Origin of the sequence: Comamonas serinivorans (genome assembly GCF_002158865.1) — a bacterium.
GTDB classification, from domain to species: domain Bacteria; phylum Pseudomonadota; class Gammaproteobacteria; order Burkholderiales; family Burkholderiaceae_C; genus Comamonas_E; species Comamonas_E serinivorans.
This window is the reverse complement of the sequence record NZ_CP021455.1, coordinates 3805517-3818089: the sequence shown is the minus strand read 5'-3', so window position 1 is coordinate 3818089 and position 12573 is coordinate 3805517. Positions and strand designations below refer to the sequence as shown.

The 12573-nt window shown below is 70.8% G+C and carries 13 protein-coding genes; 9 read left to right on the top strand and 4 right to left on the bottom strand.

Features of this window, described 5'->3' with window-relative positions; translation table 11 throughout:
* The first annotated feature begins 38 nt into the window (after positions 1 to 38).
* From CCO03_RS16275 to CCO03_RS16265, 3 genes are all read left to right on the top strand, one after another.
* A complete protein-coding gene (locus CCO03_RS16275; protein WP_087282740.1) occupies positions 39 to 881 on the top strand; it encodes a creatininase family protein in 843 nt (280 codons plus the stop codon).
* Positions 882 to 1211: 330 nt separating this feature from the next.
* Complete coding sequence (locus CCO03_RS16270; RefSeq protein ID WP_087282738.1) at positions 1212 to 2180, top strand: Bug family tripartite tricarboxylate transporter substrate binding protein; 969 nt, start codon at positions 1212 to 1214, stop codon at positions 2178 to 2180.
* A 307-nt stretch (positions 2181 to 2487) separates the two neighbouring features.
* The gene (locus CCO03_RS16265; protein ID WP_087282736.1) at positions 2488 to 2817 is read left to right on the top strand and encodes a hypothetical protein; all 330 of its coding nucleotides are present in this window, start codon (positions 2488 to 2490) and stop codon (positions 2815 to 2817) included.
* Between the two features lie 228 nt (positions 2818 to 3045).
* Here the strand turns inward: CCO03_RS16265 and CCO03_RS16260 are convergent, their stop codons facing one another.
* Positions 3046 to 3720, bottom strand: coding sequence for a histidine phosphatase family protein (locus CCO03_RS16260; protein WP_087282734.1), 675 nt, complete (start codon positions 3718 to 3720; stop codon positions 3046 to 3048).
* 425 nt (positions 3721 to 4145) lie between these two features.
* Here CCO03_RS16260 and CCO03_RS16255 point away from each other — a divergent pair, with 425 nt between their 5' ends.
* Positions 4146 to 5108: a lysylphosphatidylglycerol synthase transmembrane domain-containing protein gene (locus CCO03_RS16255; protein ID WP_236903904.1), complete on the top strand. Its 963-nt coding sequence runs from the start codon at positions 4146 to 4148 to the stop codon at positions 5106 to 5108.
* Positions 5109 to 5285: 177 nt separating this feature from the next.
* Here the strand turns inward: CCO03_RS16255 and CCO03_RS16250 are convergent, their stop codons facing one another.
* A complete protein-coding gene (locus tag CCO03_RS16250; RefSeq protein ID WP_087282730.1) occupies positions 5286 to 6260 on the bottom strand; it encodes a tripartite tricarboxylate transporter substrate binding protein in 975 nt (324 codons plus the stop codon).
* Between the two features lie 533 nt (positions 6261 to 6793).
* Between CCO03_RS16250 and CCO03_RS16245 the strand changes: the two genes are divergently transcribed.
* Positions 6794 to 7000, top strand: a complete 207-nt coding sequence (locus CCO03_RS16245) for a type 2 periplasmic-binding domain-containing protein (RefSeq protein WP_087282728.1) — start codon at positions 6794 to 6796, stop codon at positions 6998 to 7000.
* 319 nt (positions 7001 to 7319) lie between these two features.
* Here CCO03_RS16245 and CCO03_RS16240 read toward each other — a convergent pair whose 3' ends face one another.
* Positions 7320 to 8780, bottom strand: coding sequence for a TAXI family TRAP transporter solute-binding subunit (locus CCO03_RS16240; protein ID WP_087282726.1), 1461 nt, complete (start codon positions 8778 to 8780; stop codon positions 7320 to 7322).
* Positions 8781 to 9080: 300 nt separating this feature from the next.
* Here CCO03_RS16240 and CCO03_RS16235 point away from each other — a divergent pair, with 300 nt between their 5' ends.
* Both CCO03_RS16235 and CCO03_RS16230 read left to right on the top strand, forming a co-directional pair.
* The gene (locus CCO03_RS16235; RefSeq protein WP_087282724.1) at positions 9081 to 9866 is read left to right on the top strand and encodes a crotonase/enoyl-CoA hydratase family protein; all 786 of its coding nucleotides are present in this window, start codon (positions 9081 to 9083) and stop codon (positions 9864 to 9866) included.
* A gap of 107 nt (positions 9867 to 9973) precedes the next feature.
* Complete coding sequence (locus CCO03_RS16230) at positions 9974 to 10630, top strand: nucleotidyltransferase domain-containing protein (protein WP_087282722.1); 657 nt, start codon at positions 9974 to 9976, stop codon at positions 10628 to 10630.
* 134 nt (positions 10631 to 10764) lie between these two features.
* Here the strand turns inward: CCO03_RS16230 and CCO03_RS16225 are convergent, their stop codons facing one another.
* Positions 10765 to 11226 (bottom strand): hypothetical protein, encoded by a 462-nt coding sequence (locus tag CCO03_RS16225; RefSeq protein WP_087282720.1) that lies wholly within the window; start codon positions 11224 to 11226, stop codon positions 10765 to 10767.
* A 314-nt stretch (positions 11227 to 11540) separates the two neighbouring features.
* Here CCO03_RS16225 and ppnP point away from each other — a divergent pair, with 314 nt between their 5' ends.
* On the top strand, positions 11541 to 11858 hold the full coding sequence (ppnP, locus tag CCO03_RS16220; RefSeq protein WP_087282718.1) for a pyrimidine/purine nucleoside phosphorylase: 318 nt from the start codon (positions 11541 to 11543) through the stop codon (positions 11856 to 11858).
* Positions 11859 to 11957: 99 nt separating this feature from the next.
* A complete protein-coding gene (gene cutA / locus CCO03_RS16215; protein ID WP_205690323.1) occupies positions 11958 to 12308 on the top strand; it encodes a divalent-cation tolerance protein CutA in 351 nt (116 codons plus the stop codon).
* Positions 12309 to 12573: the final 265 nt, after the last annotated feature.

The following is a 12573-nucleotide window of genomic DNA, read 5'->3' as shown; positions in this document are numbered from 1 at the left end:
CTCGCGTCATCCGCGAGGCTTGATCGAACCCGTTCTCCATGTCCATCTCCCGTTTCCTGTGGGCTGACCACACCCAGACCGACCTGGCGCAACGCGACCTCTCGCAGGCCGTGGCGGTGCTGCCTGTCGCGGCCATCGAGCAGCACGGGCCGCACCTGCCGCTCTCGGTCGATGCCGACCTGGCCGATGGCATCGTCGCCGCCTGCTGCACGCAGCTGACGGCGGCGTCTGCCGCGCCGCCGCCGGTGTTGTTCCTGCCCACCCAGCGCGTGGGCTACAGCCCCGAACACGTGGGCTTCGCCGGCACGCTCACGCTCAAGGCCAGCACCGTGATGGCGCTGTGGACCGACATCGCCGAATCGGTGCAGGCCAGCGGCGTACGCCGCATCGTGCTGTTCAACACGCATGGCGGCAACGTGGGCTTGATGGACGTGGTCGCCCGCGACTGGCGCACGCGGCTGGGCATGCTGGCCGTCAGCCTGAGCTGGTTCAACCTGCCGCTGCGCGACGCATCCGGCGCCGACGTCAACGCGCGCTTCCCGGCGCACGAACACCGCTTTGGCGTGCATGCCGGCCAGGTCGAAACGGCCATGATGCGCGCGCTGCGGCCCGAGCTGGTGCACATGGACCGCGCGCAGGCCTTCCCCTCGGTCACCGAGCAGCGCGCTGCGCAATGCCCGCTGTTCGGCGACGGCCGGTCGGCCAAGCTGGCCTGGCACATGGCCGACCTGAACCCGCAGGGCGCCGCAGGCAATGCCGCGGCCGCCACCGCCGAGGACGGCCAGGCCGTGGTGCTGGCCGCTGGCCGCGCGCTGGCGCAGCTGCTGGGCGAAATCGCCGCCTGGCCAGTGCCTGGCCCCGAACTGCCGCGCGTGCCGTGAGCCGGCGCCGGGCCAACAGGCCTGCCAGGCAGGGGGCATGGCAAAGGCCCTGTCTTTGCCGCCGGTGCGGTGGGGTTGAGTCGCACGCTGCGGCAGCCCTGCACGGGGCCCAACCATGCGACCAGCATCGGTGGCCTGCAAGGTGCCGAGGCAGCCAGCCTGAGTGTTTCGGTGCGCACGGGGTTTCTCTGCGCAAGCAGGGCCCGACCTTGCTGCCTGCGGCACCGAGTGGCGGCTGCCGCAGTCGTGGGGGACGACACGCGGGCCGGGCGGACGTCCTTAAAATTGCGCCTCCGTCGCCGAGCTGGCGCGTCTTCTGAGATCCCCATCATGTTCAATCGTCGTGAATTTGCCGTGCGCGCGGGCGTGGCCGCCGTGGCCGGCCTGAGCGGGCCGCTGGTGCAGGCGCGCCAGGCCATCCAGCTGATGGTGGGCTTTCCGGCCGGGGGCGGCACCGACGTCATCGCCCGCCTGCTGGCCGAGAAGCTGCAGCCGCTGCTGGACGAGACCGTGGTCGTCGACAACCGGCCCGGCGCGGGCGGCCAGGTGGCGGCGCAGCTGCTCAAGGGCGCACGGCCCGACGGCCACACGCTGTTCCTCTCGCACGACCACACCATCTCCATCCTGCCGCAGGTGGTGAAGAACGCCGGCTTCGAGCCCCACACCGACTTCATCAACCTGGGCGGGTTTGCCTCGTTCGTGAATGGCCTGGCCGTGTCGCCCGGCACGCCTGCCAAGACCTTCGACGAGTTCGTGGCCTGGATGCGGGCCCACCCGGGCCGCGGCAACATCGGTGTGCCGGCCCCGGCTTCGACGCCCGAGTTTCTGGTGCAGTTGCTGGCCAAGCGGTACCAGCTCGACCTGGTGTCGGCGCCCTACAAGGGCAGCGCACCCATGATCGCCGACATGCTGGGCAACCAGATTCCCGCAGGCGTGGGCTCGGTGCAGGACTTCATCGAAAACGTGCGCGCGGGCAAGCTGAACGTGCTGGCCGTGCTGGGAGGCCAGCGGCAGGCCGCGCTGCCCGATGTGCCCACGTTCGCCGAGCTGGGGTTCAAGGGCCTGGAAGACATGCCGTACTACGGCATCTTTGCGCCCAAGGGTACGCCGCAGGCCTTCGTGAACCGCTTCACCCAGGCGCTCAAGCGGGTCGTGGCCATGCCCGATGTGGTGAAGACGCTGAGCGACATGGGGCTGAGCGTGGGCTACATGTCGCCCGCCGAACTGGCGCGCCGCGAAGCCGCCTACCGCAAGGTGTGGTCGCGCATCATCCAGGAGTCGGGCTTCAAGCCGCTGTGAACAGGCGGTCGCGGCCCCGCCGTGGCGCGATGGCGTTGGCCTTGGCAGGGATTGGGTGATGGGCGCCAGCGCACGGCCCACAGCATGCCCGATCCGCGTGATCCGTTCACATTCGGAAATCACGATGTGACCTGAGTATGTGGCTGTTCCCGATGAAATTTGAACGGTGATGTGGTCATACTCCGCATGGATTGAGGTTTCAATCCGGCGCATGCCGCAGCGCCGGACGGCTCGTTCACACCCAGGCCAGCCCTGAGCACGGTGGGCGGCCCGCAGTGCCCATGCCCGTGCCGCTACGCTCGGGGGCATGGAAACGTCATGGGTTCAGCTGCTGAAGCTGCAGATCGTCGGCGCCGTCGGCCTGTCCAAGGATGCCTTGCACATCCACGTGGGCCTGGCGGTGTTCGTGGTTGCCTGCTGGGTGCTGCGGAAGACACCGCGGCCCGCGCTCGCCTTCGCGGCCGTGTTCGCGGTGGCCTGCCTGGGCGAGCTGCTGGACCTGCGCGATGACCTGCGCACCTTCGGGGTCTGGCGCTGGCCGGCCAGCGTGCACGACATCGTGAACACCTGTTGGTGGCCGCTGGTGCTCGCGGGGCTGCACGCCGTTCACCTGCGGCGATCAGGGCTGTGTGAGTGAGAGGGCGCGTGGGCCACAGCATCGCGGTTGGACCGCGGCACGCCCAGGGTTGAAGTGCGGCAATGGCTGCCCAGGCGAGGGGGCGAGAGGCTGAGATGACCGGGCCAGCTCATCTGCTGCGCCAGGGCCTGGCGCCGTTGCTCAGGGCGTGCAGGCCGTTGCTGGCGTCAAACGGTCGGTGCACACCAAGCCCTGATCGGTGCCTGCCTACCCCAACTCGGAAGCCGGTCAGGCGTAGGTCAGCAGGTCTTGCGTGGCCGGCGTTTGCAGGTGCGGCGTTTCGTTGAAGCTCAGCAGCGACATCCGGCGCGAGGTGGTGACCAGCTCAGCGATCGCGGTGTTCTTGATGCGCAGGTTGAGCTCGATGCTGGATTCGGGCGGCATGCCGGTGAGCCCGCCGATCAGCGTGGTGATGGGGCCGCCGCTGCTGACGATGGCCACGCGGCCGTTGGGGGCCAGTGCATGGGCTTTCTGCAGCGCGTCCTGCTGTGCCGCCACCCAGTCGGCGTAGCTGGGCATGCCGTCGGGCTTGAGCGTGCCGGCGATCCAGGCCTTGAGGCCTTCGCGCAGCTTCTGGAAATGCAGGCGGCGCAGCTCGGGCGTGTCGGGCTTGCCCAGGGGTTCGGGCAGATGGGCGCGCAGCACGGCGCCGCTGTCGTATTCGTTCAGGCCGGGGTGACGCAGGGGTTCGTGGTGGCCCCAGCCCGCGCCTTCGCAGATGCCGTCCCAGGTGTGGATCTGGCGTTGCAGGGTGCCCGTCATCACGGCGTCGAACTGCACGCCCAGGGCCTGCAGGTGCTGGCCCAGCACGCGGCTTTGCTGCCAGCCCCGCGGGCTGAGTTCGTCGTAGTTGGCGCTGCCAAACGAGGCCTGGCCGTGGCGGATGAGGTAGATGCTTCCCATGCGCGGCATTGTCCACGCGCGGCGCGGCGCGGCATGTCGCCTGGGTGTGCGGCTGGCCGGCGCCGGTTGATGGCGAGTGGCTTTGCGCAGTGCGGCTCCCGGCTTGCAGAGGAGACTGGAGCCAGGCGACCTGGTGACGGCCAGCCGAGGATGCGGGCGGACAGCCGGCGGCCCGCCCGGAGGCGGCGAGGGCTCGCGCACAATCCGGGCTTTGCGTTGCAAGGGGGCAGGCCCCGCCAAGGCGGGCGTTCCCGGCCGGGATGGCCCGCCAGGATGGATCCCGGCCCGGGCCCAAGCTCGGTGGCCGCCGGATCCGCTTGCAATGCGTGCCAGAGGTGCTGGATGGTCGACGTGTTGATTTCGTGGCCGCGCGGGGCGACAGGCCCTGCACGGCAGTCCGTCGCGTGCTGCGGCTGGAGCCGGCAGTGACGCGCGCCGGCAAGACGGCGCTGCGCGCGCTGCTGGGGCTGGCGCTGCTGGCGGCTCTGCTGATGCTGGCCAAGCCGCAGACGTTGTGGTCGGCGCTGCGCGGGGCCGATGGCCGCTGGTTGCTGGCGGGCCTCGCCGTGGCCGTGGCCTCCAACGTCGTTTCGGCCTGGCGCTGGCGCCTGCTGGTGCGGTTTTTCCAGGCCGACCTGCAGCCTGGCCAGGCCTTGCGCTGGTACTTCCAGGCCATCGGTTTGAACGCCTTGCTGCCTGGGGCGGTGGTCGGGGGCGATGTGTTCCGTGCCGTCATGCTGCGCCGCGCGGGCCAGCCGGTGGCCGCCAGCACGGCGTCGGTGCTGCTGGACCGCATCAGCGGCCTGTGGATGCTGTGCGGTCTGGGGGCGCTGGGCGCGGTGGTGTGCGCGCCGCAGCTCGCCCAGGCCATGTCGGGCTGGCTGGGCCTGCCGGTGTCACCCGCCCTGCTGGCCACCGTGGCCGTGGTGGTGGCGCTGGGCTGGCTGGCCTTGCCCTGGGGCCTGCCCTGGCTCGCGCACCGCCTGCCGCAGCGGCTGGGGCCGGTCACGGCCGCCCGCGAGGCGGTGGTGGCCTTGACGGCGCGGCCCGATTACACACGCCAGCTGGCCTGGCAGGTGCTGGCCTCGGCCCTGGTGCAGGTGCTGTCGGCGGCGGCTTTGGCCTGCGCGGGCCTGGCGCTGGGGGTGTCGCTGAGTTGGCCGGTGTGGGGCTTTGCCATGGCGCCCATCTTCCTGATGGCGGCCTTGCCGGTCAGCGTGGGCGGCTGGGGCACGCGCGAAGCGGCCTGCGTGGCCACGCTGGCGCCGTTTGGTGTGGCGGCGCCTTTGGCGATCGGCATCGGCCTCGTCTACGGGGCCTATGGCTTGGCGCAGGGCGCGCTGGGGGCGCTGGCCTTTGGCTTGCCCGGCGCGGCCGAACGGCGCTGAGGCCGCCCGCCTCTTGCAGCATGGGTCCCTTCGTGCCACCTGGCCTGCGCCAAGCGCCGCAGGGCGCTCCAGGGCACCGCTCAGGACATCTCAGTAGACGCCGAAATGTCTGACTGGCAGTATGGGCGAGTTGCCGATGATGATTGATCGGCTGTGTGTGCATACCCCCTGTAAAAATCAGGCACCGCCGCGCGACGCGGCGCGCGCCAGGCCCAGCGCCTGCACCAGCTCGCGTTCGCGTGCCACGGCTTGCGTGGCATAGGTCCGGTAGTCGGCGCCGCTGCGGTAGTCGGGCTCCATCACGTAGGTGTCCAGGGCCTTTCTGAAGTTCTCGGTCTCCATGGCCTGCTTGAACGCGTCGTGCAGCCGGGCGGCGATGGCCGGCTGCAGGCCTTTGGGGCCCACCAAGCCCCAGGGCGCGTTCTGCACGATGTCGATGCCCGACTCGCGCAAGGTGGGCACCTGCGGGTAGCGCGCGATGCGCTTGGCGTTCCACACCACCAGCAGGCGCAGCTTGCCGGCGTCCACCATGGGCACCCAATTCGAGCCCTCGGCCGCGGACATGACCTCGCCGGCCAGTGCGGCCTGCACCGATTCGGCACCGCCTTTGTACGGGATGTGGCGCAGCTGCAGCTTGTACTGGCGCGCCATCTGCTCCATGGTCATGTGGTTGGTCGAGCCCACGCCCGAGGTGCCGTAGGTCAGCTCGCCCGGGTTCTCGCGGGCGAACTTCAGGTAGTCTGCGAAGGTCTTCAGCGGCGAGTCGGCCCGCACCACGATGCCGAAGGTGTAGCCCGTGATGCCGATGACGTAGCTCAGGTCGGTGAGTGGGTCCCACTTGACCTCGCTGGTGAAGGGCACGCGGTAGGTGCTGGACGGTGCCATGGCCAGGGTATAGCCGTCGGGCGCCGAGGTCTGCAGCGCCTGGATGGGCATGGTGCCCGATGCGCCGGGCTTGTTCTCGATCACCACGGGCTGGCCCAGCAGGGCGCCCACGCGTTCAGCCAGCGCGCGCGCCGGGCCGTCGGTCGAGCCACCGGGTGCGTAGCCGATCATGAGCTTGATGGGGCGGCTGGGGTAGGTGTTGGCATGGGCCTGGGTGGCCAGCACGGTGGCGGCGGCCCCGGCGGCAAACTGGCGGCGGTTGAGCATGACGTCTCCTGCGTTGCGTGTTGTGGTTGACGCGACATTCAACCCCGCACCAATGGCGAATGCACGCCGGCTGCGCTGCCTGAGCGACAGCGGCCCACCGCAGGCCATGGCCGCCCCGCGTCTGCCCCATCCGACCCCGCGGAATGCTGTCCAAGGGTGTGGCGAGGCCCGATCCCGTCGCCGATTGCCGGCAGCGCCCTGGCGATCGTCCGCGAGCGGGTGCGCTTGGATGCGCTGCGGCGGCCTCCCTTGCGCACGCCGGTCGTGGGTGAGTGCCTGGGCGCGTGCAGCCGCCGTGGCGGCAAGGGGCGCGCCGGGGCGAAAAAAAGGCCTCCGGAGGGTCCGAAGGCCATGCAACACGCGCTGCCCTGCCGTGAGGCAGGCTCATGTGGCGGCGCGCGATCAGGAGCTCAACCGTCGTTCAGGCGGCCCAACACGCGTCGCGTGCAGCGCGGGGCACTCGGCTCAGCGGTGCCCGGCTCGTCGACGCCTTGCGCCGCGGTTGCACGCCGCCCCGCTCCCGGCCACGCGGCTTGTTCGTGCCGCTGGGCACGCCGCCCGAGGTGCAGGCCAGCCTGCGCGACGCGGTGGCCCAGGTGTTCAAGAGCCCCTCGGCCCGCGAGCGCTTTGCGGCCCAGCAGATTCAACTGCCGCAGGCCGCAGGTCAATTCGCCGGACGCGTGGCGCAGGAGCAGCAGCGCTGGGCGCGCCTGCTGGCACCCCAAAGCGCCCAGCGTTGAGTGCGGCGCTTGACCGGACGCGGGGTGGCGGATCGGACCTGTCCACAAGCGTCGTGAGGGTCGCGGCGTGAGGAAGGCATCCGGCTGGGCGCTGCGCCTGTTCGCCTGAACGGGCGAGCAAGTGGCGCCGCTTGCGCTGAGCGGCCACGCTGCCGGCGTTCCAGGCGGCCAGCAGGCCGCTGTCAAAGGCCGGGCTGTGCGGGGTGAGCCGGCCAGGCGCGCGCCACGCGCCTGCTGCGGGACCGCCAGGGCATCGTGGGTCTGACCACGGAGCACGGAGCCTTGTCCACCGTCCGACGGGTGGGCCAGACCCACCCGGTCAGGCCGGTGGCGAGATCGGTCCGGATGCCGCGGCCAACAGGCGCTTGCGTGTGGCGTGGATGTTGTTGCGCAGCGCGTAGACCTCGCCGGCGTGCGCCAGCGGCACGGCGATGCCGTTGGCCACGCGGTCGAGGTCGTCCAGCTCGCGCAGCAGGGCCTCGCGCGAGGCCTTGCCCGTTTCGGCGCGGGCTTCGATGTCGCGCAGCCGCGCATACCAGCGGAACACCCGGCGCCGCACGCGGAAGGTGTAGAGCGGCGGCACCACGCGCGACAGCGGCAGGATCAACACGATCAAGCCGCCGATCACCAGCCACATGCGCTCGATCACGTTGCTGGCCCAGAACGGCAGGTAGCGCTGCCAAAAGGGCGGCTTGCCGTTGATGGCGCGATCGCCCTCGGCGCTGACGGGCAGCTCGCTGGTGCGGGTGTTGGGAAACTCGCGCGCCTCGTTCAGCCAGCCGGCCCGGCTGTGGATGCTTTGCGCCGCCTGGGCGAACAGCTGCCGCAGCGCGGGGTGGGTCTGCTCGCGGGCCAGCAGCGAGGTGGAGGCTGCCAGCAGCGTCACGTCGTGCGGCGGGATGTCTTCGGCCAGGTCGGCCACGCCGCGCGGCAGGGTGACGGCGCGCATGAAGGCAAAGCGGCGCGCGTAGGCGTCGGCCTGGGCCAGGCTCAGCGGCCGGATGTCGGGCGCACGCAGCAGCTCGCGCACCACCGCCGACTGGGGCGCGCTGGTCAGCACGGCGACGTCGATGTCGTCGGCCAGCAGGGCCTGCGTCGCCTGTGTGGGCGGCAGGTGGCTCAGCGTCAGCGCCGAGGCGTCGAGGCCGTTGGCCTGCAGCAGGCGGGCCATGAGCTGCGGCACGCCGCTGCCGTCCTGGTCGACGCTGACGCGCAGGCCGGCCAGCTGGGGCAGGAAGGCCGGCTCGGGCGGCGGGGTGCCGGGGGGCGCAGCGGGCTTGCGGCCCGGACGCGCGGCGCGCGGGGCAGGCCCGCCCGCCGCGGCCACGATGCTGTGTTCGCGGTAGAAGATCCACAGCGGGTCGTAGAACAGCGCGCCCAGCGACACCAGGCCGGCGTCCGGGTCGGGCGCATCGGCTTCGGCGGCCGAGGCGGTGGCGGCCGGCATGGGACGGGGCCGGCTCAGGCTGGACGTGCCGCCGCGCACGAAGGCCACGTCGACCTGGCCGGTGCGCAGCAGCGTCAGGTTGTCGAGCGAGCCTTCGGTCGCCACCAGCTCCACGCGGATGCCATCCCGGGCCAGCGCGCGCGCATAGCGGGCGCCAAAGCCGGCGTAGGCGCTGCCTTCGGGGCCGGTGGCCAGGCGCACGGTGTGGGGCGGCTGCGGGTCCAGCCACCAGTACGCGGCCACCAGCAGGCCCACCGCCAGGATCAGCAGCGGGCCGGCGGACACGATGAGGTCGCGCAGGTTGAGGAAGAACAGCTTGATGCGGAGGGCCATGGCGGCGATTGTCGGTCAAGGGCATGCGCGGCGGGCCGACGCGGGCCGTGCATGCGCGCGTGGGGCGTGCAGGCCGGCGGCCAACCCGGATGATCACGCAGAAGGCAGTATCAAGCCATGGCCGATTCTGATGAATCGGCAGTGGGGCTGTACTGCCTCATGTTGGCCGAGACTGACCGGATCGGCTCGGGCGCGACAGCCGCGCGGGACGGCTCGGCCAACAATCCGGTGCACTGTTCGTCCTGCGCAGCTTGCGCTGCCTGTTCCGGCGCCTTGGGGCGCCGCCCAACCGCCTTCACCATGACCGCCACCTCTGCACCCGACACGCGCCCGCCCGTGGCCACCGAACGCCACGGCCATGTGCTGGTGGTGCGCCTGCAGCGCCCCGAGGCGCGCAATGCGCTCGACCTGGCCACAGCCCGCGGCATCCACGCCGCCATGGACGAGCTGGACGACGACGACAACCTGTTTGCCGGCATCCTCACCGGCAGCGGCGGCAACTTCTGCGCCGGGGCCGACCTCAAGGCCGTGGCGCGGGGCGAACGCCCGACCACCGAGCGCGGCGCGGCGGGCTTGATGGCCAAGCCGGCGCGCAAGCCCTTGATCGCGGCCGTCGAGGGCTGGGCGCTGGGCGGCGGCTTCGAGCTGTGCCTGGCGTGCGACCTGGTCGTGGCGGCGCGCGATGCGCGGTTTGGTTTGCCCGAGGTCAAGCGCAATCTGGTGGCGGCCTGGGGCGGCCTGTTCCGCCTGCCCAAGCGGCTGCCCCAGGGCCTGGCGATGGAGCTGGCGCTGCTGGGCGAACCCCGCAGCGCCGAGTTCTTCGTGCCCCACGGCCTGGTCAACCGCGTGACCGAACCTGGTCAAGCCCTGCAGGGCGCCCTGCAGCTGGCCGGGCAGATGCTGGCGAACGGCCCCACGGCCTTGGCCGCGACCGTGCAGATCATGCGCAACGCCCACAACTGGAGTGAAGCCGAAGCCTGGCGCGAGCAGGAGCCGTTTGTCATGGCGGCGCGCCAGGCCGAGGACTGCCAGGAAGGCCTGGCCGCGTTCATGGAAAAGCGCCCGCCGGTCTGGAAAGGGCGCTGACTGGCGAAGCGGCGCGGTCGATGCGCTCATCCTGACTCGACTCGACTCGACTCGACCGCGCCGATGCGCGCTGAACCGAATCGCCCCGCAGGCCGACTTTCCCGCACATGCACCCTGAAGACGATGTCCCCGATCACGAGGCCTGGATGCCCTGGTCGCCCCAGCAGCTGGCGCAACGGCTGCAGGGCCTGAGCGAGCCCTGGTGCGTGGTGGGCGGCTGGGCCCTGGACCTGTGGCATGGCCGCCAGACGCGGCCCCACGGCGACCTGGGGTTCGCCGTGCTGCGCGAGCACCTGCCGGTGTTCATGGCGCGCCTGTCCGACCTGCGCTTTTTCGCCGCCCGCCAAGGGGTGCTGACCCCGTGCCCCGCGGGCGCGGCCCTGCCCGAGGCAGCCCAGTTCTGGGGCCTGGACCCGGCGACGCGGCGCTGGTGCGTGGACCTGATGGTGGAGCCCGGCACGCCGGACACCTGGGTGTTCAAGCGTCAGGCTGACCTCACCGGCGCGCGGGTGGACATGGTGCGTGGCCTCGAGCCGACGTCTGCGAACGAGGAACCTGGCGTCCGCGTGCCCCACCTGTGTCCTGCAGCGGTGCTGCTCTTCAAGGCCAAGGCCACGCGCGACAAGGACGAGGCCGATTTCGAGCGAGCCTTGCCGCGCTTGAGCGAGGCAGAACGCGCCTGGCTCAGCGCCGCCTTGAGCCGCACCGCACCCGGGCACCCCTGGCTGCAGCGGCTCGCCAGGCGTGAGGTGGGCGAGGCGTGAGGCGACCCGGTGACGGGACGAACGCGGCAGCGCTTGGGGCTCGTGCGGGCGTGGACGTCGGTGAAGGCCGGTCATCGGCTCACACGTCATGACCGCGTGGCCGTGGTGCGATGCGGGGTTTTGGAGAGGCCCGGTCAACTGACCCGGTCTTCGGGCGGGCGGCGGGTCGCGGGCTTGCGCCAGCCATGGCGGTGCAGCAGGCGGTAAATCGTGCTCAGGGCCACGGGGCGGCCCACGCGGGCTTCGTAAGCGCGCTGCAGCGCGTCCATGGGCACCGCGCCGGTGGCGCGGCCTTGCTGCAGAAAGGGGGCGACGAGCTGGGCTTCGTCATCGGCCGACATGTTCTGGTTGCGGCGGCCCCCCTTGGGGCGCAGGTTGAACACGTCGTCGCCATCGCGCGCCCAGCGTGAATGGATGGTGTGCACCGTGGTGGGAGCCCAGCCCAGCAGCAGGGCGATCTCGGCGGCCGAGCACCCCAGGGTGAGCCGCATCAGCACGCACTGGATGCGCTGGAACTCGTGCAGGTCGCGCGTTTGCTTCAGGCGCTCGCTCAAGCGCGTGATGACGGCTGGGTCGGCCTCGAGCAGGTGCTTCATGGAGTCCTCGCGGTGAGGCGAAGATTATCTGTCACATTGGTCGCGATTCACCTCGGGGGAATCCATGGAAAACCCGGGTGACCACCGGGGGCCGGCGGGTGGCCCGAAGTCCGTCGCAGGACTGCCGAGGATGACGCGCTCGCTTCTGTTTGTGTAGCAGTTGGGGCAGGATCGGAACACCCGAACACGGCCGCTGCGCTGGTCGTGTGCGCGACCAATCGAGCAGACGGGCGACGCGGCCCGGCAGCCCCGCGCCGCGCTGTGATGGCGCTTGGTACGATGCGCGCCGTGTTTGACCCGCTGAGACTTTTCGCATGACCACCACCCAATTCGACAACGTGGCGCTGACCACCCAAGCCAATGTGTACTTTGACGGCAAATGTGTGTCGCACAGCTTTCGCCTGGCCGACGGCACGCAAAAAAGCGTCGGCGTGGTGCTGCCGGCCGAGCTGACCTTCAACACGGGCGCCGCCGAAATCATGGAATGCGTGGGCGGTGCCTGCGAATACCGCCTCAAGGGCAGCGACCAGTGGCTGAGGTCCCAAGCCGGCGAGCGCTTCGAGATTCCGGCCAACTCGTCCTTCGACATCCGCGTGAGCGAGGCCTATCACTACATCTGCCATTACGCCTGACAGGGGGTATTGCGTCATTGCCGTTCCATTGACAACGGCAGTGGCTGCATACTGCCTGAATGAATGGATGCTTTCACCCCTGCAGCCGGGAGCTTGCCCATGACGCCGCTGTGCATCGTTCAGACCAGCCTGCCGAGCGAGGCTGCGGCGCGCGAGCTGGCGCTGGCCCTGGTGCAGGCGGGCTTGGCGGCGTGTGCGCAGGTGCAGGCCCTGCACAGCGTGTACCGCTGGCAAGGCGAGGTCGAGCAGGCGCAGGAGTGGGGGCTGACCCTCAAGACCACGGCCGCGTGCTGGCCGGCGCTGCAGGCCTTTGTGCGCGCGCACCACCCGTATGACGTGCCCGAGCTGGTGATGTGGCCCATGGCCGCCAGCGCCGATTACGGGGACTGGGTGCAGGCCAGTTGCACAGCCAGCGCGCCGCCCCAGTCGGACGGGGCAGAGGGTGCCTGAGCGGCTGCCGGGCGGCTGGTGCGTCGGCATGACCGCCGGCCTCGCGTCGTGAATTGGGCAGCGCGCTGTTGGCAGCAGCCGTGGCGCACAGCGGATGGCGCACCGATTGCATGCCGTGGCCGCAGGCACCTGGGTGGAAGATGTGGGCGCTCGACTGCGGTGGCCAAGATCCCGCCGCGGCGCGGGAACAAGCTGAAGGCTTGGCACCTGGCACAAACGTGGCTCGGGTTTAACCCCATTGGGCCGGGTCATCCGTTCAAGACCG